The sequence below is a fragment of the Mesorhizobium sp. WSM4819 genome (genome assembly GCF_055811215.1).
The window spans coordinates 72,277-94,472 of record NZ_JBVVQO010000004.1 but is presented as its reverse complement, the minus strand read 5'-3'; the positions used below and the strand labels follow the sequence as shown (position 1 = coordinate 94,472).

Sequence of the window (22,196 nt, the reverse complement as noted above, 5' to 3'; positions counted from 1 at the left end):
CACTTCACGGCCAAGGTTCACAAGAATGAACCGATAGCCGTCGACCAGCAAGCGGCAGCGCAAATTGGCATCGAGCGATCCGTGTGGGTCCGGTGGCATAGCGCTGCCGATCGAGGCGGAAGCCGTCGTCGAAATCCCGAAAGGCATCAGCGTCAAGGAAGCGGCCGGATCAGACGCCAGAGGCTCACCGATAGATCGCCGTCGCTTGCGGTTGCGCACCGGAAAATCAACCTGAAGTAGGCTCAGTTCGCCTTGATCTCTGCCTGGCCGATCTTGCGCCATCGGGCGTTTTCGCGAACCAGCTTCAGGTCGTCGGTCGCCTCGGCAAACGTCCGCAAACGGTATTGCCGGAGCAGGTCCGGGAAGACCGCCCCTTCCGGCAGGCCGGCAAGCTGCTCGCGGACCGAGATCTTTTCGTCGATGACCCGCATGCCCCAGGCATTTTCCCGAACCTGCAACTCCGCAGCCAGATCGCGCTCTTCCGGCGCGTTTTCATCTAGCGCAGCCAGCAGGATCGAGTGGAAAAGCGCTACATAACCAATCTGTCTCAGGCCGCCCACAACCCGCACGCGCGGCAATATGGCAAGGACCAGGAACATCAGGAACAAGTTCGGCAGCAGCATGCCGTCCAGCAGCGCCTGCCTGAGATGCGGTCGCTCGAACGGGATGGAAAGACCATGCGGCCTGCCAGGCTCGATCAGGTGCCCGTTATCGAGGACGAGCTTGCGCACGCGCTCCTCGCGGATACCCCAGAAATAGGCCGTGGCATTGGGCAGGAACCTGCCAAATGGGCTCGATGCGGCTGCTTGCAAGGCACGTTCGAGACGCTGGCGCCTTGCGGGCTCAAGGAGCAGCCTGGAAACAAGGCTGCCGTCATTTTCCAGATGACGCGCCATGGCAGCCGCGGCGAGCCGATCATCGATGAAAATCGGCTGTGCCATGCCGGAACGATCCCAATCGGCGACCAGATCCTCGTTGAGGGCCGTCAGCGCATCGGCGGCGGTTCCAAACACCTTCTGCTGGCTGGCAAGCAGTGTGCCCAGCCAGCGGCTGGCATCCGTTTCGTCGCCCACCGCTTCGAGCGCGCGCTTGTTGAGGGTGACGGGACCGGCCACGCAGGCGCTTTTGCGGCACAGTTTGTGGCGCCCCATGCCAAACAGGTTGACCTTGTCGTCACCGACATCGAGCCATCCCGGCCCCTCCCGGCCAATTGTCTCCATGGTCATCGTCGTTCCCATGAAGCTGAAGAAGGCCGACAGCCCGTTTTCGACCGCGCCGAGCCAGGCAAGCAGGAGGGCATCGAAGGTGATCCGGTCCATCAGAAGCAGGCAGTGCAGGCCGGACTGAATCACCGGTCTGGACTCGAACTCGTCGAGGACCTTGCCGATCTCTTCAGGCTGCATGATCACACCAAGGCGCTGATGCAGGACTTCGCGCAGGATCGAGCGGGCAGCGATCGCCGGGCCCGATGCAGGCCTTGCCACTGGCCGCCACAGATGGCGGGCGTAATCGGAAACCGGTGCATTCCAGTTCTGCTCGATGTCGCGCACGACTTCCGGGCAGAGCAGCGACAGCACTGCCAGAATTTCCGCCGGAGGCGTAGGGGATGGGTCAAAGACGGCGGTCATTGGTCCCGTCTAGCCGCTTGCCGTGCAAACGCCAAGGGAGACCAGACTTGCTGGATGCGACCAAATGGTGTGAGACGAAATTGACAGGCCAAATAGCGGATCTCAGAACCGCAGCCGGGCCATGCTCAGGAGGTCATGGTACTGGCCGTCGGTAAAACCGGCCTTCACATGTCGGCCTTCGACCTTGAAGCCATGTCTTGTGTAGAGACGGATGGCCGGTTCGTTGTCGGCATAGACGGTCAATTCGACCCGCTTCAGGGCGCGCCAGTTGTCGGCCACGTCAAGCAGCGCGCCAAGTATGGCAGAGCCGATACCCTTGCCGACAAAGGCATCGTCAAGCCCGATATTGATCTCGCCGATATGCGAACGGCGCGGCGAACCCTGCACGACCAGGCTGCCATGGCCGACGACCTTGCCGTCCAACTCGGCAACGATCCAGGTGGTTTCCTGGCCGGACTTGGCGATGCGCCGTTCCACCTGCTCCACCATCTCGAAGGGCATCCTGAGCGTGCCCCTGCGGAAGCCCGGCATGTTGAAGATAGCGCAAAGCGCCTCCGCATCGCTTGGCCGGACGGACCGGAGCTGCGGCTGGATTTTCTTTGGGGATGGCGAGGTCATGCTGGTCATGGCTTTCCCGGCGAAGGCAATCGGCCCGCCACGATGCACCGGACGTCACCTGAAAATCCAGCCGTCTCTGCAACCTATGATGCCGGTTGCGAGCTAAAATACCGGGAGGCGGCGTAGAGTTTGAAGACGCCGCTGATGCCGATCCAGCCGAAAAGGGCGAGCCAGCACAATGTTCCGGTCGCTGTCCAGTCGATCCGGTGCACCGCAGCGTCGGTGATAACGAGGCCAAGGATGGCAAGCAGGCCAGTGAGAAACTGCGCCAGGCCGAGCACCAGCAGTTCCTCGCGCGGCGCGCTTTTGCAGACGAGATATATACCGCCCGCACCGGCCAGGAAGATGGCGCTGTAGACCTGAGCGTGGAAGGCATCGATCGGCCATGGCCAGATGCTGCCGAATGTCAGGGGAAACAGCAACAGGCCTAGGCCATAGAGCCCAAGCATCGCCGATTCCACCGGCATGTAGCCGCGCCATGCCGGATTTAAGGTCACGCCTTTTGCTGAAGGACGGGCCCTGGCCCGCCACAGGAACAGCCCGGATACCGCGACCGAAGCGAGATAGACCAAAAACCAGAGCCAGGGCGCTTTGCGTTCGAAGTTGAAATAGCCGAGATTGATGAACGAAGCCACCGACACGATGACGGTGAAGATGAAGGCCAGGACGAGCACGAGCCGGCCGGGTGACCAGCGATTCCAGACCAGCAGCGCCGCCATCACGACCATTTCGGCGGTGTAGAAGCCGCCGAGGAAGCGGGCATTGAACGGCGTGACGGCCCAAGGCCAGCGCGGCTTGACCAGCACAGGCGCGAAAAACAGGCCGGCGCCGACGATCAGGACGATGATGACCACCACGGAGAAAAGGCGCAGGGCCGCGGGAAATGGCGGGTTGTTGGATGTCGGCATGGGAGAAGACCCCAAAGATGAATGCCCCGCCATCCTAGTGCCGCTTGCGGCCAGTGAAAATCCGCCGAATGGAAATTGAACTGTCACCATGCCCATCTATTCGATTGGCCGTAGGATGCGTTTCGAAGTAAGATGGAGTACTGGGACCAAAGACGCCTCCGGGGGCGCATTTTCCGGAGCCTGCACGATGAACGAAGCTCAGGATCTGTTCTCGCTTCTGCGGCAATCGACCGGTGTCGATCCGCAGGCAATCGACGCGATCAAGCGAACCATCGCGGAGGGCAAGGACCGCGAACTTTGCCGCATCAATGCGCCAGCCTTCGCCAGCAAGCATGGCCTCGACGAGGAACGCGCCATAAGCGCCTTTCTCCATGCGGCGCGGGTAGGCATCTTCGACATTTCCTGGAATGTTCTATGCCCCGGCTGTGGCGGCGTGCTCGACACAAACGCCACGCTGAAAACCCTGCAGAAGGACGAATACACCTGCGCGCTGTGCTCCGAGGGCTATTCGCCGACCCTCGACGAGATGGTCGAGGTGACATTCACCGTCAGTCCCCGCGTGCGCAGGATTGCCGCCCACAATCCACACGAACTGCCCTTGCTGGAATATTACCGGCAGATCTACTGGGCGTCCGGCGTCGATCTGCCGGAAGAGGATTTCGCGAAAAAGATCGAAGCGTTCTCGCTGGAGGATATCGAGCTTGCCCCCGGCGAAAAGGCGGTTCTGCCCATCCAGCTTCCGTCTGAATTCGTCATCGTCTTCGAGCCGGTCACCCATTCAGCACAGTTCATCGACGTGAAGGGCGAACCAACAAAAGAGCGCCGAAGCCTCTCTTTGGTCTTCGACCGCGACCATGTCCAGAACCAGACGCTGGAGATGCAACCCGGCCCGTTGCGCATTTCGCTGGAGAACAGGACCGACACACGCGTGCTGCCGACAGTCTTCATCGCCGGCCAGGAATTGCATGGTCTCCTGGGTAAACGCCGGCCCTTCCTGACCGCCAAGCGCCTGCTCACCAACCAGACGTTCCGCGATCTCTATCGCACGGATACGCTCGACATCGACCAGCGCCTGAAAATCACCAGCCTGACCTTCCTGTTCACCGACCTGCGCGGATCGACCGAGCTTTACGAGCGGGTGGGCGATCTTTCGGCCTTCGATCTCGTGCGCGTGCATTTCCAGGTTCTGCACGAGATCGTTGCGGCGGAGGCAGGCGCGGTGGTCAAGACGATCGGTGATGCGGTGATGGCGACCTTCGCGACGCCTGATCGTGCGATTGCTGCGGCCCTCAGGATGCGCGATGCCATGCGTGAGCTCAACGACAAGAGCGGGCGCGAGGATCTGCTGCTCAAGATCGGAGTCCATGCCGGCCCGTGCATCGCCGTGTCCATGAACGAGCGACAGGACTATTTCGGCCAGACGGTCAACATTGCTTCGCGGGTCCAGAACCTTGCCAATGCACAGGCGATCTTCGCCACTCGTGCCGTGGTCGGCGACAATCTCACCGCCGATCTGTTGAACAGGAACGCGCTGACGCCCGTGCCCCACGAGGTCTCGCTGCGCGGCATCGAGCGGGAGATAGCAGTATTTATGATCCCCTGAAGATTTGGCCCCGAAGATTTGGCCGCCAAATGTTTGGGCCGTCTCGGCCCCTCACACGCGCCTGCAGACAAAATAACGATCGGCGGGCACCGAAGGCGGCGGCTGGAGGCGTTGCAACAGCGGGTGCTCGAGGGGCGTGCCGCTGACCGCGAAGCCGCCGACGCGAAGCAGGCGCGCGATCAGATCGGGAAGCCAGGTAGAGGTCACTGCGTCGCGATCGTCATAGCCGGTGCCGATGTCAGCATGAACGAGAGCCGCGTCGATGCCAATGAACCTCTTCGCCGTCTCGCGTATTTCGCCGAGCACGAAGTCTTCAGCGTCGGGAATTGAGCTGGCGTGTGCGCTAAGTTCACGGTCGAACACCACGATCCGGCGTCCGGGCAGGCGCTCGCGCAGATGGTGGTACGTCCGGCCGTTGCCGAGGCCGAGCTCGAGCACCGGCCCTTCCATCTTCGCCACCTCGGGGCAAACCTGATCGAGAATGTCGCGCTGTGCGGTCATCCTGCTGATGAAATTCTCAAGGCGAGTCATATGCGTGTGTGTCCTGAAACCAGCTCAAGAGATCAGCAATGCCCGCGACCAGAGCGGTTCACGGGTGAAACCCGAGGGCGACATGTTAACCGCCGATCGCGTCCCGGCACGTATAGAGGCGAACGATGAACCCTGCAATAACCGAACAGGCTGCCGACAGGATCATACCGGGTGGAGCGGGTGGCCCGGCGCGCGGCGGAATAGCGATCTCACTTGTAGGGATCTGCGGCGTCCCGCAGGCCGTCGCCGAGGAAGTTGAACGCCAGGATGACGAGAATGACGGGGAGCATCGGCAAAAGCAGCCATGGATAGAACGCGATGACGCTGACGCTGCGCGCCTCCGTGAGCAGGATGCCCCAGCTGGTTATCGGCGCCCTCAGGCCGAGCCCGAGGAAGCTCAGCGCCGTCTCGCCCAGGATCATGCCGGGTATGGAGATCGTCGCCGTCGCGATCAGATGCGACATGAAGCCGGGAATGAGATGCCGCCCGATGATGCGGCTGCTTCTGGCGCCCATCAATTGCGCGGCCAGAACGTAATCCTCCTCGCGCAACGCTAGAAGCTTCGAACGCACGGCCCGCGCCAATCCGGTCCAGTCGAGTAGCCCGAGGATGACGGTGATGCCGAAATAGATCAGGACCGGACTCCAGGTTATCGGCATGATCGCCGCCAGAGCCAGCCATAGCGGAATGCTGGGGATTGACTGCAGAACTTCGATTATCCGTTGAACGATCAGGTCGAATATACCGCCGTGATAGCCGGCCAGTCCGCCGATGACGATGCCGAGCAGGAAGCTGAAACTGATGCCGACGAGGCCGATTGTCAGTGAAATGCGTGCGCCATAGATGATGCGCGAGAGCACGTCGCGCCCTAGCCTGTCAGTGCCGGCCAGAAAGAGCTGGCCGTTTTCGGCAGGGCAGACAAAATGCCTGTCACCTTCGATCAGGCCCCAGAACCGATAACTGTCGCCCTTGCAGAAGAAACGGATCCGCTGAACATCATCTTGATTCTCGATGTAGTTCCGTTTGAGCGTGTCCATATCCAGCGTCATCTGGCGGCCATAAACGAACGGCCCGACGAACTGGCCGTTGTGGAACAGGTGCACCCGCTGCGGCGGCGAATAGATGTAGTCCATGTTGCGCGTGTGCAGATTGTAGGGGGCCAGGAACTCGCAGATCAGTATTCCGAAATAAAGCGCTGCCAGGAATATGCCTGAAATAACGGCAAGCCGGTGCTCCCGGAATTTCCACCACATCAGCCGCAACTGCGACGCCTGAAAGACCTTCGACTGCTCCGGCGTCATCGCCTCGACCGACTCCAGGTCAAAGGGCGCGGTGGAAACGTAGTGTTGCAGCGGAGCACCCGGAGCGGGCAGCGGCGAATGCGTGCTCATTTGGTGCTACCGCCCTGCAAACGAATTCTTGGATCAAGCAGCGCCAGCGCCAGGTCGGAAATCAGGACACCGATGACCGTCAGGAAGGCGAGGAACATGAGGAACGACCCTGCCAGGTACATGTCCTGGCTTTGCAGCGCCTTGATCAGCATCGGTCCGGTCGTTTCCAAAGACAGCACGATCGCCGTGATTTCGGCGCCGGAGATGATGGCCGGCAGGATAGAGCCGATGTCGGAAATGAAGAAATTGAGCGCCATGCGCAGCGGATATTTGACCAGCGCCTTGAACGGATGAAGTCCCTTGGCGCGCGCGGTCACGACATATTGCTTGTGTAGCTCGTCGAGGAGATTGGCGCGCAGCCGCCGGATCATGCTTGCCGTGCCCCCGGTGCCGATGATCAAGACCGGAATCCAGAGATGGGCGAGGATCGACTTCGCCTTGGCCCAGCTCATCGGCTCGCCGAGATATTGCTGGTCCATGAGATGGCCGATGGATGTGCCGAACCAGATGTTGGCGAAATACATCAGGATCAGCGCCAGCATGAAGTTCGGAATGGCAAGGCCGAGAAGGCCGAAGAGAGTCAGGCCGTAGTCGCCCCAGCTGTATTGATGCGTGGCGGAGTACATGCCGATCGGAAAGGCGATGAGCCAGGTAAAGATGATCGTGACGAAGGAAACCAGCACGGTCAGCCACATTCGGTCCCCGACGACGTCGCGGACCGGCAGCTCATATTCGAAGGAATAGCCAAAATCGCCGCGCAGCATCCCGCCGACCCAGTAGACGTAGCGAATGACCGGTGGCTGGTCGAAACCATAGTCCTTGCGCATCATCTCGATGCGATCGGAATCCACCGCTTCGCCCTGAGCCCGAAGCTCGGCAACATAGCTGTCGAAATAGTCGCCAGGGGGAAGTTCGATGATCGTGAACACCAGTGCCGATATGACCAGCAGCGTTGGAACCATCACGGCAATGCGCCAGACAAAATATCGAAGCACGCTCAGGACTCTCCAAGCCAGAATGTATCCGGCATGTAGACGCCGAAATAGGCGGTCGGGTCGTAGCCGTAGAGTGCCTTGTCAGGCAGATTGCGCAGCCGCGAGGACACCAGAACCGGCTGATGCGTTCCGTTCACGGTGCCGATCGAAAACACCTGATCGGTGTAGATCGACAGCATTGAATTCCAGATTTCGGCACGCTCCGTGGCTTCGGTCGATGCCTTCCAGCGCTTGAGCAAAGCCATCAGCTCGACCACAGGCGGAAGATCGGGCGCCTCACCGACCTTGCCATGAGACAAGTGGTGAGCACCCCAGAGCGGCCATTGCAGCTGGTCGTCCATAGTTGGGGCCAACTGGTACGGGTTCATGTCGGCGGTCGGCACGCCATTGTCGATTCCCGACCACATCGACATCATGATCTGGCCGCCAAGCGCGCGGCTGCGGAAGATATCGCGCTGCGAAGTCCGGATGAACAGGGCGATCCCGATCTTGCGCCAGTGATCGGTGATGAGTTCGAGCGCGTCGGTTTCCAGCGTGCTTTCGCCGGCCGTTTCCACTATGATCTGCGCAGGGCGTCCATCGGGAAGTATCCGCATGCCTTCATCGTCACGCGTCTGAAGCCCGGCCTCGTCGAGCAGGGCATTGGCCTGGTCGGGATCATGGGCGACCCAGGCTTTCGCGAATTCCGGCCGGTAGAGCGGGCTCTCCGGCAGGACCGTATCGGCACTTTCCTGCCCCAGTCCGTAGAACACGGCCAAATTGATCTCGCGCCTATCCACAGCGAGCGAAAGGGCGCGGCGCACGCGAACGTCACGAAGAAGGCCACGCCACACCTGGTCGGCACAATTCAGATTGGGCAGCAGCGCCAGCCGCGAACCCTGTGTGCGTTTCCAGAGATGCATCTTCACCGGGTAGCGCTTCTCCGCATCCTTCAGGAAGGAGTAGTCGGTGAAGTCAATTCCCATGCTTTGCAGGTCGCTCTCGCCCGCACCGGTCTTGGCGGAAATGATCGCCGGCGAGCTGACATTCATGACAATCCGGTCAACATAGGGCATTTGCCGGCCATTCTCGTCTACTCGATGAAAGAACGGGTTGCGCTCGAAGACGAATTGCTCGGCCGGGGGCTTGGTCCGGTTCCGCCATGGATCGAGCGTCGGCAGTTCCGGGTTCTCCGGGCGATACTGCCGCGACATGCGGATATGCAGGAGCGTCCATTTCTTGGCCCGGTTCTCCTTCATCAGGCCGGCGAGCCGAAATGGATCCTGGTATTTCTTGTGGAACTGCTTGAGATAGGTGGCCGGCAGAACCAGCGATAGCGGCGAAGCAGCAGCAAGCTTGGGCAGGAAGTCGGGATTGGGCGCATCCCAACTATAGCGGACCGTCGACGGATCGACGATCTCGAAGCGTGGCGGCTTGGCGTTCGCCAGCAGGGCAGGGGCAAGCCCGCCTTGCGAAAGCTCATCGTTCAGCCAGACATCTTCCCAGCAATAGCGAAAATCCTCCGGCGTCAGCAGGCTACCGTCAGACCATTTATGGCCTTCCCGAATCTTGAAAGTGAAGACGCGATCATCCGCTACGTCGAAACTTTCGAGAATGTCGGCTTGCAAGTTGAGCTTTTCGTCATAGCCGACCAGGCGAGCATACCCGTAGATCGTCATCATCCGAATATCTTTCTGGCTGCCGATGATCGTGCGCAGCGTGCCGCCATACTGGCCGGGCTGCCGGCCCATCGCGGCGAGGTTCAACGCGCGCGGGCTCTTGGGCAAGCGTTCGGCGAGTGCCGGCAGCGCCTTGGCCTTCAGCTGCGGCTGAAGAAATTCCGGCTCCAGATCGCCGGCGCGCGACGTGCCCGGCAGAAATGCCGAAGCCATAAGTCCAAGGACGGTGCGCCGGCTGATCAATGGCGTAACTCGCTGACATCGGCCGTACGCCGGGCCAGCACGAGGTGGCCGCCGCCAAGGTCGAGCGGCGACAGCATATCCTTGTCGCTCTCGTCGCGGAATTGCGGTCCCCATGCGCTGGTGTCGGAAGCGCCGTCGAGCTTCAGCGTTTTGAAGTCCATCGGCCTGTCGAGATCGGGGAAAGGTACTGCGGCGACCAGTGAGCGCGTGTAGGGGTGGACCGGTTTCCTAAGCAGAATTTCGCGCGGCGCGAGCTCGACGATACGGCCGCCGCACATCACCGCGATGCGGTCTGCCATGTAGTCCACCACCGCCAGGTTGTGGGATATGAACAGGTAGGTCAGGCCCAGTTCCTTCTGCAGGTCCTTCAGAAGGTTCAGGATCTGCGCCTGGACGGAGACATCGAGTGCCGAAACCGGCTCGTCGCAGATCAGGAGTTCAGGCCCCAGCGCCAACGCGCGCGCGATGCCGATACGCTGACGCTGCCCGCCGGAGAAACTGTGCGGATAACGCTTTATGAAGCGCGGATCGAGCCCGATTGCCTGCATCAGGCTCTTGACCGTGACGAGTCGGGACGCGGCATTGCCACGTTGATGGATTTCCAGCGGCTCGCTCAAGATGTTCTCCACCGTCATGCGAGGTGAAAGCGACGAAACCGGGTCCTGGAAGACCATCTGGATTTTCGCGCGCAGCATGCGCAGGGCGTCTCCCTCGGCTTCCAGGACGTCGATCGGACCATCGCTGCCGTTGAAGATCACAGAGCCGCCGCTTGGTGTGACAGCCCGCATGAGGACTTTGCTGACGGTGGTTTTGCCGGAGCCGCTTTCGCCGACAAGACCCAGACACTCACCCCGCCTGATATCGAAGCTCACGCCGTCGACGGCGCGAACAGAGGTTTGATGATCTCCGCCGAACCATCCGGACTTGCGGATGGTGAAGGTCTTTGTCAGATCCCTGACCGACAGCAGGATGTCGTCCGGCCCCTTCGATGCCGGCGCCGTCTGCTTGCCGAGCAGGTTCCCGACATTCACCGGCACCTCGCGGAGCGCCTTTAGCCTTTCGCCAGGCTTCAGGTCGAAATGCGGAACGGCTGCCATCAGGCCCTTCAGGTAAGGGTGGCCTGGCCGGCGGAATATCGCCTCGACAGGTCCCGCTTCCATGATCTCGCCATGGTACATGACCACCACCTCGTCGGCGACATTGGCGACCACGCCGAGGTCGTGCGTGATCAGCAGCATCGCCATGTTCAGCTTGGCCTGAAGCCCGCGCAGCAATTGCAGGATTTGCGCCTGGATGGTGACGTCCAACGCCGTTGTCGGCTCGTCGGCGATCAACAGGGCGGGCCGGCAGATAAGCGCCATGGCGATCATGGCGCGTTGACGCAATCCTCCCGAAAGTTCAAACGGATACATGTCATAGGCGCGCTTGGCGTTGGGAAAGCCGACAAGGTCGAGCATTTCCTCGGCCCGCGCCTTGCGCTCCGCCCGCGCCATGGGCGTATGAATCTGCAGGGATTCGCTGACCTGATTGCCGACCGTGTGCAGCGGCGACAGTGATGTCATCGGCTCCTGAAAGATCTTGCCGATGCGGCTGCCTCTCAACGCCCGGATTTCGGGTCCGTCACGCGGCATCTGCAGGATATCCTGCGTCGTGCCGGGCTTTTCAGGATCGGAAAACAGGATACGGCCGCGAACATGGGCTGTGTTCGGCAAAATGCCCATCACTGCCTGGCTGAGAACCGATTTTCCGGAACCGGACTCGCCTACAAGCGCAGTGACCTTGCCGGGCAAGACGCGAAGATTTGCACGTCTGACGGCATGCAACGGTCCGCCGATAATGGCAAAAGAGATGCCAACATCCTCGATCCGCAGCAGATCAACACCCGAATTCATTCTCACACCAGCCCCACTCTGGCAGCCCGCCGGGCGGCGGGCCCAGAAAGCGAGACTAACGCATTGGCAGCGCAGAGCAACTTGGATTCGAAATCGGTCGCCAGTTCCCTGGCGGAACCGGCGACCGGACTGCGCACCAAAGGCGTTCGGATCAGATCGTGGCGGTTACTGGAGCTTCCTCCGGTCGGTCGCCGACAGCCGCGCTGCATCGCGATGAAGCAGCATGACCTGCTCGGCGTCGGATATTCGGTCGTGAATCGGCTCCAGCGCACCGTCTTCATCGAGTGCGAGAGCACCCGACAGATCGGGTGAAAGCACCGTCAGCTTCTGTTTGACGCCCGCCAGTTCCTCGTTGCCGAGCGTCAGCCAGCTGTTGGCGCCGCAATAGCTGGCGAAGTCTTTGCTGGCGAGAACGCTGTGCGGATATTTCTTGGTCAGGGTCTGGAGGCGCTGGACCTCGTTTACAGCCGAGCCGAAGACAGAGAATGTGAGCCGGTCCGTAAGTCCGACATTGCCGAACATCACATTGCCGACATGCAGGCCGATGCCAAAGTTTATGTCGCCCAATCCCTGCTCCTTTCTGCGCAGATTGAGATCTTTCATGCGCGCCGTGGCCTTGTGCGCTGCCGCAAGAGCAGCCTGGCAGGCGATCTCGGACTGCGAGCGGTGCCTTTCGCAAGGGAAGACGGCAATGAAGCCATCCCCCAGGAAACTCATGATCTGCCCGCCTCTGCGATTGAAAGGTGCAGCAATGGCATCGAAGAACTGGTTCAGCGTATCGATGTAGATTTCGCGGCCGGAAGTTTCGGCAAGCCTTGTCGAGCCGCGCATATCGGCCATGACCAGTGCGGCCCGGATTGTGTCGCCCTCGCCGCGCTTGATCTGGCCGTCCAGCACGCGCCTGCCGGCATCGCCGCCGAGATACGTGGTCATCATGTTGTCGGCCAGCTTGGTGAGCACCGCCATCTTCGTTGCGATAGCGAGATGGTTCTGGATGCGCAGCAGCGCTGAAATCATGCTGTCGCTGAAGCCTGCAGCGCTGTCGGTCGACCAGGACCCGAGCATGCCCTGACTGGTATTGCCGTTGAAGGGATGCACGAATGCCATGTAGTCGGTCACGCCCATAAGCCTGAGGTCATCGAAAACAGGAAATTCCGACGGTACCGACGGGTCGAGCCGGCGCCGCAGATGGTCGAGCTTGTTGCTGAGCAGATGGTAGTATGGGCTGGTCAGGAATCTGTCAGAATGAGCGCCGTCCTCTTTGCGGAAGCCTTCCACTTCCATGCCCTGGCCGCGAAGCCAGGTGAAGCCAAGCGCGTCATAAAGCGGATGAAGCATCGAAAAGCTCAAATGCACCCGCTTCAGCGGCAGGCCGGCAGCAGCCAGCCGTTCACAAAAACCCTTTACCAATGTTTCCAGGGCGTCGCCCGCCAGCGCTGATTGGGTCAGCCAATCGGCAACCTTGTCCATGAGAATGCTGGAAATTTCTGCTTGCGCTGTGCTCATGCTGTCTTGAGACCCGTCGAAGACGAGCCATTCTCCTTTGATCCGCCCCAACACGCTCCGCTAACGACCCCAGGGATAAGTCCCTCGAAGTCAATGAAGCCGGCTTTGGGCAAAAACCGGCGAGGGGCATTATGTGGCGAGGCTGCCGGGGGAGTGCAATCACGATCCTGACATCAGGCAAAAAAACTCGCCGGCTCAGACGCGGTCAGGCCTTCACCACCGTCTCTCGGGCCAGCCCGAGGCGGCCAAAAACATTGCGTGTGTCGATGATCAGAAGAGCGTGATCAGCGATCGCCTGATAGTCGATCGCGTCGTGGTCGGTTGCAATGACGACAGCATCGAAATCCTTCAATGCCGCCTCGGTCAATTCGACCGAGCGCCGCCCCTTGATCGTCATATGCTCCCGTGTGGCCGGGATCTCGGTAACATGCGGATCGTGAAATTCCGCCTTGCCGCCCCATTCCTCGATGAGTTCAATGAGCCGCAATGAGGGGCTCTCGCGGATGTCGGGCACATTCTTCTTGTAGGCGAGCCCGATGATGAGAATGCGCGAGCGGCTGAGCGCCTTGCCGCAGCGCTGGTCCAGCGCCTTCGCCAGTTCATCGACCACATGACGCGGCATGGCCGTGTTGATCTCTGCCGCCAGCTCGATGAAGCGGGTCGGCATTTCGTATTCGCGCGCCTTCCACGTCAGGTAGAAGGGATCGATCGGAACGCAGTGCCCGCCGAGTCCGGGGCCAGGATAAAAAGGCATGTAGCCGAAGGGCTTGCTCTTTGCCGCCTCGATCACCTCCCAGATGTCGATACCCATCGCACCGAGCACGACCTTCAACTCGTTGACCAGGGCTATGTTGACCGAGCGGAAGATGTTTTCCGTCAGCTTGACCGCCTCGGCGGTCGCCGTGGTGGAAACCGGAACGACGGTCTTGACCACGCCCTGGTAGAAAGCCTGCACGAGTATCGCCGCTTCAATGCCGTCGCCTGCCACGACCTTGGGGATTGTCGCGACTTCAAAGCTGCGGTTGCCGGGATCCTCGCGTTCGGGCGAGAAACCGAGGAAGAAGTCTATCTTGGACTGCAAGCCGGTTTCTTCCAGTATCGGCTTGATCACGTCGTCGGTGGTGCCGGGATAGGTGGTCGATTCCAGCACGATCAGCTGGCCGAGACGCAGATGCTTCGCGACGGTGCCTGCCGTGTTCCTGACAAAGGAGAGGTCCGGCTCACGGTTTTTCGTCAGCGGTGTCGGAACGCAGATGATGATGACATCGCAGACGGCCAGTTCGGCAAAATCCGCAGTGCCGCGGAACCGTCCGCTCGCCACCTGGCCGGCAAGGGCTGTCGACGTCACCGCCTCAATGTAGGATTGGCCGTTGTTCAGGCTCTCGACCTTCTGGGCTTCGATGTCGAAGCCGGAAACCGGGAAGCCGGCGCGTGCGATCGCAACTGCCAGCGGCAACCCGACATAGCCCAGCCCGATCACGCCGACTTGCGCGGCGCGCGTCGAAATCAGGTTCAGAAGACGGTCATATGTCGATCGTGAGGCGTCCAAAAATCTGCTTTCCGTCAATTCGGACAGGCCGTCCGCGCCCATGGCGAGGCTCACCTGGTTCCCCAAGAACCCCGAGGCATATTGCGGAAAATCGATTTCCGCAAGCTGTCGTCAGACCGGCACCTTCGCCTTCAGGCTTGCGGCGGCCATCGCATAGCCGCCGGCGGCGCCATCGATGAAATGAACGTGATCGCGCTGCAGTGGCGAGGCGACGAGGCATGTCATCAAGGCCGATTTCTGGCGGTGCAGGCCATAGTTGCAGATGCCCGCCTCTTCCGCCTGTTTCAGCCGGTTCTCGATCCGCAGCAACACGCCCGCGTCAACGTCGATAGTCATCTTCAAGCCGTCGTCGAACTTCCGGAAATCCGAATTGCTGGCCACGTCGCGTTTGTAGATCTTCGGATCGAAGCTGGCGATCGTCCAGCCATATCTATCGGTGACAGCCGTAAGCGTCAGCTGGAACAATATCCACAGCTTCGACAGCCACCGCCATCCTGCCGGCGCCATGGCCCGCGCCTCGATATCGAGGCCGGCGGGCGAAAAACTGTAGGCCGGACCGTTCACCGGCAACGGGTGGCCATCGCGTTCCTGCCCCCCGGCAAGGGCGATGATGTCGGAAGCCAAAGACTGAAAACCGCGCAAGTCGCGCGACGGCCCCGGGATGGCTATGATCGAGACGATTTCGCCATGCCGGGCGTCGATCGGGTTCCAGCGGCAGGAGAGGCCGGTAAGATCCGGCCGTGTGCCGGCCGGCGCAGGATCGACGCGGTAGCGCCCCGCTTTCATCTCGGCTTCCGCCCAACTGCCGCCACCGCCCGCGAACATGGCATAGAAGACCGCTTCGGAGGCCCGGAACCTCGCCACGCGAACGTCGAGGCCTTGCGCTCTTATATCCTCTATCGGCACGATTGCGGCACGCAAGGTCAGGTCCAGTTCGTCCGCCACCCATCTCTGGACAGCGGCCAGCGCGTTGCGGGTGATCTCCAGCGCTGAGCCGGGAAACGCCACGAGCGCGCCGTCGCCGCCGAAGACAAAGGGAAGATCTCGCCGACCCAGCGCATTGAGCAGCGCCGAGATAACGCTGGCGCCGGCCATATTGACGGTTTTATAGCGCCCAGCGTCGATCGCCTTGGTCGAGCCGACGATGTCGGCGGTGGCCAGCGCCCAGCCATCCGGGAGGGGCCGATAGTTATCGATATCGGCAACGCTTTCGAACCTTGCGAAGACCGGCAAAGAAGCGACAAACGGATCGGACGCTGCAGCTGTTTCCATGAGCATCAGATACCACATTCCACTGCTTGAAAGTGAGTCGATCATGCTTCGAAATTGACTTGCGCAGGCTTTCCGATGATAGGGTCCGACGATGCGAATTGCCTTCTACGCGCCGCTGAAGTCGCCCAATCATCCCGTTGCCTCCGGCGACCGCCAGATGGCACGGTCGCTGGTCAAGGCGCTGGAGCATGCAGGGCATAGCGTCGAACTGGCATCCGAATTGCGCTTCTATCTACGCGAACCGGTTCCGAAAATTTTCGATGCGCTCAAGATCGAAGCCCGAGAGGAAGCCGCGCGGCTGACAAAGGTTTGGGATCGTGACGGCAAGCCCGATCTCTGGTTCTCCTATCATCCCTATTACAAGGCGCCCGACCTGATCGGACCCGAGCTGGCGTCGGCCTTTGCTATCCCCTGTGTGACAGCGGAAGCCTCCTATTCGAGGCGGCGCAACGCCGGTTTGTGGGCCGACACGCAGGCGTTGGTGGCGCGAGCCGTCGAACAGGCAGCGCTGAACATCTGCTTCACGCAAAGGGATCGTCAGGGACTGGCAGATGCGATTCCCGACGCCGCTCTCGGTCTGCTTTCGCCCTTCATCGACACATCGGCATTCGGGGAAATGCCGGCACGGGGTTGTCCGACGCGCCTCGTTACCGTCGCCATGATGCGCCCGGGCGACAAAGTCGAAAGCTATCGCATGCTGGCGCAGGCGCTCGGTCCGATCGGCCACCTGCCCTGGACCATGTCGGTCGTCGGGGATGGGCCTGCCCGTGACGAGGTCAAAGCGCAATTCGCCGGCTTGCCCGCCGACCGTATCGTATGGCTTGGCGCGATTGAGCCAGCCGCCGTGCCGGATGTCCTCTACAGTGGGGGAATTTACGTCTGGCCGGGTTACGGGGAGGCCTATGGCGTTGCCTATCTTGAAGCACAGGCCGCCGGCCTTCCGGTGGTGGCTCAGGACATCGCCGGCGTGCCGGAGGTCGTGCGGGATGGCCAGACCGGGTTTCTCACCCCGCCGGGCGATGTGGCGGCATTCGCTTCTGCCATTGAAAGGCTTCTGGCCCGTAACGACGAAAGAACCATCATGGCCGCGGAAGCCAGACGTTTCATCCTCGAAGAACGCTCCCTCGGTGTTGCGGCGGGGCGTCTGGCCGAACTTCTTGCGAAGATCCCGGTCTCATGACATCCGATCGGATCTGGCAGCCCTTGGTGGAAGAACTGGCGTGCCGGCAACGGGCGGACCGTAAGGCAGAGTTCTGGCTGCGTGACGATGACGCCGTGGATCCGACGCCTGCGCTCGATCGGCTGCTCGACCTCACCGGTGAATTCGCGGTTCCGGTCACTCTGGCCGTCATTCCGGCCCTGACTGACGAGAAGCTTGTCGTCCGGCTTGACGAGGCGCCGCATGCCGCGGTCGCCATCCATGGCTGGGCGCACCGAAATCATGCGCCCGAGGACCAGAAAAAGCAGGAGCTCGGTGCGCATCGGCCACGCGAGGCGGTGCTCGATGATCTGGCTCGCGGGCTGTCGCACGTAACCGGCCTGCACGGCGCACGTGCCGTTCCGATGCTGGTGCCACCCTGGAACAGGATCGACGCCGGCTTGGTACCCAACCTTGGATCGATAGGATTTGCGGCATTGTCGGTCTATGGGCCGCCGAAGCCGGCTCCACTGGCGGTCATCAACAGCAATGTCGACATCATGGATTGGCATGGCACGCGCGGCTGCCGCGATCATGGCCTATTGGTTCAGGCTATCATCGCGCAATTGCAGCGTGCAATCGACGGCGGCGAACCGGTCGGCCTGCTCACCCACCATCTTGTACATGATGAATCGGCCTGGCTGTTCCTCGAACGGCTGTTCACAGTCACCGCACAGACTGAAGCCTGCGCATGGCTTCCGATCGGGACATTGATCGGGCGCAGCGCCGGTAGAGGAAATAGCTCAGCGCTTTTTGTGCAATGAGCCCGGAAATTTGAGCGTCTGGCCATCCCGAGCGGCAAAAGCGCCGGCAAGCCTGTCTTTGGCCAGTTTCTCGATCTTGTCCAGTTCCTCGTCGGTGCGTGTCGGATCGTGGTGAAACAGCGCAAGCCGCCGCGCACCGGCCGCCTCACAGAGCTTGACGCCCTGTTGCCAGGTCGAATGCCCGTTACCGCGGCGGCGTTCCATTTCCTGGTCGGTGTAGGTGCAATCGTAAATGACGAGGTCGGCATCTTCGATCAGGGCGAGCACCGCCTGATCGAGTTTGTCCGGCTCGTGCTCAGTGTCTGTGATCACCGCCACGACCCGGCCGCCCCATTCGACCCGGTAGCCTATGCAGCCGCCCGGATGGATAAGACTGCCGGTTCGGACCACCACCCCTTCGCGCGGGCGAAGCACGTCTCCGGATACGAAATCGCGGCAGTCGAGGCTTGCCTTGCAGATCTCCAGTTTCACCGGAAACCACGGCGGCCGCATGAACTCATCGACCATCTGCCGGGTCGTCATGCGTCCTGCAAGATGCCCGGACCAAAGCGTAAGCTTGACGCTCCGGTCATAGATCGGCGCAAAAAACGGCAGCCCGATGATGTGATCGTAATGGCAATGGGTGAAAAACAGGTCGAAATCGGTCACGCCTGACGCCCGAAGTGCGGCGCCGGCAGGCCGTAGGCCAGAGCCCGCGTCGAATAGAAGCGTATGCTTGCCGCATCGCATCTCAATGCAGCTCGTGTTGCCGCCATAGCGAGAGAATTCTGGCCCTGATACCGGAGTGCTGCCGCGCACGCCCCAAAACCTGACCAGGAAAACTTCGTAGTCCATGCTACCCCTTCCCAGTCCCCGTCGCCCATCGTAGCCAAACAACTGCTGCTAGGCGAGACAGGTTTTCTCCGGGGTGACCTTCTCAGCAAGAGGCCAGTGCCATCGCGACGGCGAGGATCGAGCGCACGTCATCCGTTATTTGGTGCTTCGTGCGTCGATCAGATCCGCGGTCGTATGGCTTAGGCGATCGGCAAGAACCCGCAATATCTCGATGGTCATTTCCGGGAACTCCCTCATAAGCCTCAGGAAATGATCCTTGCGGATCCTCAAGACTTCCAGCGGACTTGCCGCTCTGACGGTGGCGGTGCGAGAGCTGTTGCACAATATGGCGATCTCGCCAACAATCGAATTTGGCTCCAGTTCGGCAACTTTTATCGGTCCGCTGTCGGAATCGACCAGAATATCCGCCCTGCCTGAAAGGATGACGTAGGCGGCGTCTCCCTCGTCGCCCTGCCGGAAAAGGATCTGGCCGGCGCTGTAGCTCACACGATCGGATGTGAACGCAAGCAGCTTGAGCTTTGTCGGGTCGATGGCAGAGAACAAGGGAACACGTTGCAGCATTGCAACTTCATCCTTGAGCAGCATTGTCGCAAACCTTCCCAAAATTCGCGTTTGCCAGACTAGAGCAATGGACGCCCAGATGGAATGAATTCTGTTTCCGGGACGGCGAGACGAGCCGCGCAAAAGGTGGCGAGCCCGATGTCGTGCGATCGGGCGATGCCACCTGGCAATGGCGTCCGCCAACCGGAAACTCGAAGAGCCGGATGAATCTGCGGCAAACCCTTCGGGTTTCGGCGGGATGTGGCCTCGCTGCGCCCGTCGTCGAATCCCTTGACCGTGCAGTAAATTCCCACCGGCAGAATGATCCCATCTGAATGTCCGCTGCTCTATGACAACAGTCCCTTGAATGTACCGTTCCCTGCCAAAAGTGTCTCGGGTGTTCCGTCTTCCACCAATTTACCCGAGTCGAAGACGATAACGCGATCGAACATCATCGCCATCGCCGGATTCGTCACGACCCACACAATTGCCGGCGAATGGCCGTCGCGCCTGGCTTCCTCGAGCACGTTCCGCAGCACCTTGTCCTGCATGCGCTGGTCGAGCGCCGACAGCGGCCGGTTGAGAATGAGAAAATCAGGACGCTTGAGCAGGGCCCGGGCAACATCGAGTTTCTGTCGCTGCCCGCTGGTCAGCCGCCTGCCGCTGGAGCCGACGTTGAAGTCCAGGCCGACATCCAGAAGTTCGGCATAAAGCCCAAGTTCGTCAAGAATGTCATAGACGATGGAGCGTATGCGATCCGGCGCGTCGGGATGGTTGTTGCCCACACGCCCGAACAGGACATTATCCATGACGGTGGCCGCGGCAATGTATTTGGCGGGATCATACCGTTCGATGGCATTCTGCAGCTCGGGCGGCAGGTTTTCATAGAACAGGTTGCGTGCAGCGACGATCTTGCTCATCAGTTCGTCGCTCAGCAGGCCGAAGCGGTGCCGGGGCTCGATATAGGCGAAGCTCAAGGTGACGATCATGGCGCGGTCGCTCTCCGAAACCGCCTCGTGGGGACGGTTCTTGAGCCGTTGCAGCAAGGTTTCGTAGGTGGGTATCTCCTCGGCGCTCATGAAGGCAAGTTGCTGGAAGAACGGGTGATCGGGCGGCAGGTCGGCAAACAGCTCGATCGCTTGTTCGGCGATCTCCATGCCCATTTCGTAGAGCGTGCGGTCGAGGCCGGCTTGCCTCAGAACAGAAGCAAAATAGGGATTGGCCGCCAGAGCCCTGTCGGCCAGTTCGGGGCCGGCGGCAGCGCCGAAGAGCAGGTTTTGGCCGATCGTTGCTTCCTTGTTGTAGGCGCCCGGTTCGAAAGGAACCACCAGTCCGCTCAGCCCTTCGTGTTCCAGCCGGGTTCGCAGCGCCGCACGCAGTTCGACGATCCGCCGGGCAAGCTCGCTGTGACGCGTGAGATCGGCCGAAGAGCGCAAGCCAAGATCCAGGATATCGCGCGATAGAACAACCGCGTCGAGTACCCGGCGCACGGCTTCAAAGAGGTCGTTCGGGCCGGTAGCGCCGGCGGAAACATAGTTGATCCAGTCGCTGTGGATATCAAGATCCGGATTGCCCGACAGGCGCGCCTCATGCATGTTCCAGCGGTGCTGGTCTGCCGCAGCATCGTCATAAGCCACCGATGTCAGCGGCGCATGCTTCAGCCCGTAGAGCAGGTTATCGCGCAGGCTTGCCTGGAACAGGAAAACATCCGACGAGGCATAGGACATGCGCCGGCCGGTCACTGCTTCGGGGAGTTCAAGCAAGTCGTCGGCGCCCGAAGCGACCCTTCCGCTGTCCGGCCAGTTCAGCCTTGCGAAGGCTTCTGCAAGCGCCTCGGCTCCACCTGTTGCGGTACTGAGCAGCGCCACCGTCTCACCCGGCTTGATCTTGAGGGAGACACGGTCGAGGAGCATTGCACCGCCATCATCTGCTATCGACAGACCGATCGCCGACAGGGGCTTGGTCATCGGATCGGGATCGTCGATCGTCAATGCCCCGATCCTCGGCGCAATGAGCCGATCGACGGTGAATTGTTCAACGACCTGCTGATATTTGACCTGGACATCCTGCCGCGCCTGATCCCAGTCGATCAGTTCCTTCATTGGTCCGGGCAGGTCCTTGTAGGCGCCGATCACGGCCACGAGCTGACCGACGTCCAGCCGCCCCTGGATGACCAGATACCCGCCGATCATGTAAAACAGAAAGGGCGTGAGCTGCGCGAGAAAATTGTTCAGAAACTTCACCATGAATTTCCATTGGTAAAGATCGAAGCGGATCTTGAAGATGAGCCCGAGCCGGGCAGCTATGTCGGCGCGCTCGTAGTTTGATGTGTCGTGGACGTGAACCGCGCCGATGCCGTCGACGATTTCGCCAACCCGGCCCGAAAGCGCGCGCGCCGTCAACTGCCGTTCGCGCCCGAGCACGATCAGCCGCCGCCGCATTCGCGGGATGAGCACGATCTGGACCGCCACGATCCCGGCCGCGATCATTCCGAGCCAGAAATTCTGGACCACGATGAACAGCATGGCCGTCAGCGCCTGGCCGCCGAGCAGCACCGGCTGCACGAAGGCATCGCCGATGAAGCCGCCCAGCGGCTCCACCTCGTCCTTCACCATGGTCGCCACTTCGGCGGATTTCACCCGCTTGAAGTAAAACGGCGGAAACCGCAGCACACGATCGACCAGATCGAAGCGGATACGCCGCAGCATGCGTTCGCCGAGGCGGCCCTTGTAGGTGTTGATATAGAATTTGAACAGGCCGTTGATGACGACCAGCAAGAGGAACACAAGGCTCAGCGCAAACAGCGTCGCCACGCGGTCGAGCTGAAAACCGGAGAAGAACTGGACCTCTCCGATGAACGGCAGGTTATAGTGCAGCCTCATGAATGGCTGGGTCGCGCCCGGTTGCTCGAACCCGCTACCTTGGATCGGGCCGTTGATGATCAGCTTCGGCAGGTCGAAGGACATGAAATACGGGATCATCGAAAGCACGACGATCATCAATATCCAGAGCTGCTGCTTCTTGGTGTGCGTCCAGATATAGCGGGCTAGGCTGGGTTCCATATGC

General features: G+C 60.9%; 17 protein-coding genes. 3 read left to right on the top strand and 14 right to left on the bottom strand.

Going from position 1 to position 22,196, the window contains the following annotated elements:
- Positions 1-242: 242 nt before the first annotated feature.
- The 3 genes from AC0L18_RS05825 to AC0L18_RS05815 form a co-directional block, all read right to left on the bottom strand.
- Positions 243-1,628, bottom strand: coding sequence for a hypothetical protein (locus AC0L18_RS05825; RefSeq protein ID WP_473491000.1), 1,386 nt, complete (start codon positions 1,626-1,628; stop codon positions 243-245).
- Between the two features lie 102 nt (positions 1,629-1,730).
- The gene (locus AC0L18_RS05820) at positions 1,731-2,255 is read right to left on the bottom strand and encodes a GNAT family N-acetyltransferase (RefSeq protein ID WP_473490999.1); all 525 of its coding nucleotides are present in this window, start codon (positions 2,253-2,255) and stop codon (positions 1,731-1,733) included.
- 74 nt (positions 2,256-2,329) lie between these two features.
- Entirely contained in the window at positions 2,330-3,154 is an 825-nt protein-coding gene (locus tag AC0L18_RS05815) for a hypothetical protein (protein ID WP_473490998.1), read from the bottom strand.
- Positions 3,155-3,341: 187 nt separating this feature from the next.
- Here AC0L18_RS05815 and AC0L18_RS05810 point away from each other — a divergent pair, with 187 nt between their 5' ends.
- A complete protein-coding gene (locus tag AC0L18_RS05810; RefSeq protein ID WP_023797974.1) occupies positions 3,342-4,757 on the top strand; it encodes an adenylate/guanylate cyclase domain-containing protein in 1,416 nt (471 codons plus the stop codon).
- Positions 4,758-4,808: 51 nt separating this feature from the next.
- Here AC0L18_RS05810 and AC0L18_RS05805 read toward each other — a convergent pair whose 3' ends face one another.
- The 8 genes from AC0L18_RS05805 to AC0L18_RS05770 form a co-directional block, all read right to left on the bottom strand.
- Entirely contained in the window at positions 4,809-5,288 is a 480-nt protein-coding gene (locus AC0L18_RS05805; protein WP_128173712.1) for a class I SAM-dependent methyltransferase, read from the bottom strand.
- 209 nt (positions 5,289-5,497) lie between these two features.
- On the bottom strand, positions 5,498-6,679 hold the full coding sequence (locus tag AC0L18_RS05800; RefSeq protein ID WP_473490997.1) for an ABC transporter permease: 1,182 nt from the start codon (positions 6,677-6,679) through the stop codon (positions 5,498-5,500).
- Positions 6,676-7,674, bottom strand: coding sequence for an ABC transporter permease (locus AC0L18_RS05795; RefSeq protein ID WP_473490996.1), 999 nt, complete (start codon positions 7,672-7,674; stop codon positions 6,676-6,678). The genes AC0L18_RS05800 and AC0L18_RS05795 overlap by 4 nt, the downstream gene beginning before the upstream one ends.
- Before the next feature lie 2 nt (positions 7,675-7,676).
- Positions 7,677-9,575, bottom strand: a complete 1,899-nt coding sequence (locus AC0L18_RS05790) for an ABC transporter substrate-binding protein (RefSeq protein WP_473490995.1) — start codon at positions 9,573-9,575, stop codon at positions 7,677-7,679.
- Entirely contained in the window at positions 9,572-11,467 is a 1,896-nt protein-coding gene (locus tag AC0L18_RS05785; protein WP_473490994.1) for an ABC transporter ATP-binding protein, read from the bottom strand. The genes AC0L18_RS05790 and AC0L18_RS05785 overlap by 4 nt, the downstream gene beginning before the upstream one ends.
- Positions 11,468-11,632: 165 nt before the next feature.
- Positions 11,633-12,973, bottom strand: a complete 1,341-nt coding sequence (locus AC0L18_RS05780; protein WP_473490993.1) for an adenylate/guanylate cyclase domain-containing protein — start codon at positions 12,971-12,973, stop codon at positions 11,633-11,635.
- Between the two features lie 205 nt (positions 12,974-13,178).
- Positions 13,179-14,522 carry a nucleotide sugar dehydrogenase gene (locus AC0L18_RS05775; RefSeq protein ID WP_473491160.1) on the bottom strand — a complete coding sequence of 448 codons (1,344 nt, stop codon included), beginning with the start codon at positions 14,520-14,522 and terminating at the stop codon, positions 13,179-13,181.
- Positions 14,523-14,633: 111 nt separating this feature from the next.
- Entirely contained in the window at positions 14,634-15,812 is a 1,179-nt protein-coding gene (locus tag AC0L18_RS05770) for a DUF3095 domain-containing protein (protein WP_473491158.1), read from the bottom strand.
- A 73-nt stretch (positions 15,813-15,885) separates the two neighbouring features.
- Here AC0L18_RS05770 and AC0L18_RS05765 point away from each other — a divergent pair, with 73 nt between their 5' ends.
- A complete protein-coding gene (locus tag AC0L18_RS05765; protein ID WP_473490992.1) occupies positions 15,886-16,974 on the top strand; it encodes a glycosyltransferase family 4 protein in 1,089 nt (362 codons plus the stop codon).
- The gene (locus AC0L18_RS05760; RefSeq protein WP_473490991.1) at positions 16,971-17,756 is read left to right on the top strand and encodes a polysaccharide deacetylase family protein; all 786 of its coding nucleotides are present in this window, start codon (positions 16,971-16,973) and stop codon (positions 17,754-17,756) included. Before AC0L18_RS05765 ends, AC0L18_RS05760 begins: the two co-directional genes overlap by 4 nt.
- Here the strand turns inward: AC0L18_RS05760 and AC0L18_RS05755 are convergent.
- The 3 genes from AC0L18_RS05755 to AC0L18_RS05745 form a co-directional block, all read right to left on the bottom strand.
- Positions 17,736-18,590: an MBL fold metallo-hydrolase gene (locus AC0L18_RS05755; RefSeq protein WP_473490990.1), complete on the bottom strand. Its 855-nt coding sequence runs from the start codon at positions 18,588-18,590 to the stop codon at positions 17,736-17,738. The genes AC0L18_RS05760 and AC0L18_RS05755 overlap by 21 nt on opposite strands.
- 135 nt (positions 18,591-18,725) lie before the next feature.
- Positions 18,726-19,175 carry a cyclic nucleotide-binding domain-containing protein gene (locus AC0L18_RS05750; protein ID WP_091594718.1) on the bottom strand — a complete coding sequence of 150 codons (450 nt, stop codon included), beginning with the start codon at positions 19,173-19,175 and terminating at the stop codon, positions 18,726-18,728.
- A gap of 302 nt (positions 19,176-19,477) precedes the next feature.
- Positions 19,478-22,192, bottom strand: coding sequence for an ABC transporter transmembrane domain-containing protein (locus AC0L18_RS05745; protein WP_473490989.1), 2,715 nt, complete (start codon positions 22,190-22,192; stop codon positions 19,478-19,480).
- Positions 22,193-22,196 lie beyond the last annotated feature (4 nt).

Coding starts and splice junctions, on each gene's coding strand:
- AC0L18_RS05760 (WP_473490991.1), top strand. CDS start 16,971: ATGACATCCGATCGGATCTGGCAGCCCTTGGTGGAAGAACTGGCGTGC.
- AC0L18_RS05800 (WP_473490997.1), bottom strand. CDS start 6,679: ATGAGCACGCATTCGCCGCTGCCCGCTCCGGGTGCTCCGCTGCAACAC.
- AC0L18_RS05745 (WP_473490989.1), bottom strand. CDS start 22,192: ATGGAACCCAGCCTAGCCCGCTATATCTGGACGCACACCAAGAAGCAG.
- AC0L18_RS05805 (WP_128173712.1), bottom strand. CDS start 5,288: ATGACTCGCCTTGAGAATTTCATCAGCAGGATGACCGCACAGCGCGAC.
- AC0L18_RS05780 (WP_473490993.1), bottom strand. CDS start 12,973: ATGAGCACAGCGCAAGCAGAAATTTCCAGCATTCTCATGGACAAGGTT.
- AC0L18_RS05815 (WP_473490998.1), bottom strand. CDS start 3,154: ATGCCGACATCCAACAACCCGCCATTTCCCGCGGCCCTGCGCCTTTTC.
- AC0L18_RS05750 (WP_091594718.1), bottom strand. CDS start 19,175: ATGCTGCTCAAGGATGAAGTTGCAATGCTGCAACGTGTTCCCTTGTTC.
- AC0L18_RS05825 (WP_473491000.1), bottom strand. CDS start 1,628: ATGACCGCCGTCTTTGACCCATCCCCTACGCCTCCGGCGGAAATTCTG.
- AC0L18_RS05770 (WP_473491158.1), bottom strand. CDS start 15,812: ATGTGGTATCTGATGCTCATGGAAACAGCTGCAGCGTCCGATCCGTTT.
- AC0L18_RS05755 (WP_473490990.1), bottom strand. CDS start 18,590: ATGGACTACGAAGTTTTCCTGGTCAGGTTTTGGGGCGTGCGCGGCAGC.
- AC0L18_RS05785 (WP_473490994.1), bottom strand. CDS start 11,467: ATGAATTCGGGTGTTGATCTGCTGCGGATCGAGGATGTTGGCATCTCT.
- AC0L18_RS05810 (WP_023797974.1), top strand. CDS start 3,342: ATGAACGAAGCTCAGGATCTGTTCTCGCTTCTGCGGCAATCGACCGGT.
- AC0L18_RS05820 (WP_473490999.1), bottom strand. CDS start 2,255: ATGACCAGCATGACCTCGCCATCCCCAAAGAAAATCCAGCCGCAGCTC.
- AC0L18_RS05765 (WP_473490992.1), top strand. CDS start 15,886: ATGCGAATTGCCTTCTACGCGCCGCTGAAGTCGCCCAATCATCCCGTT.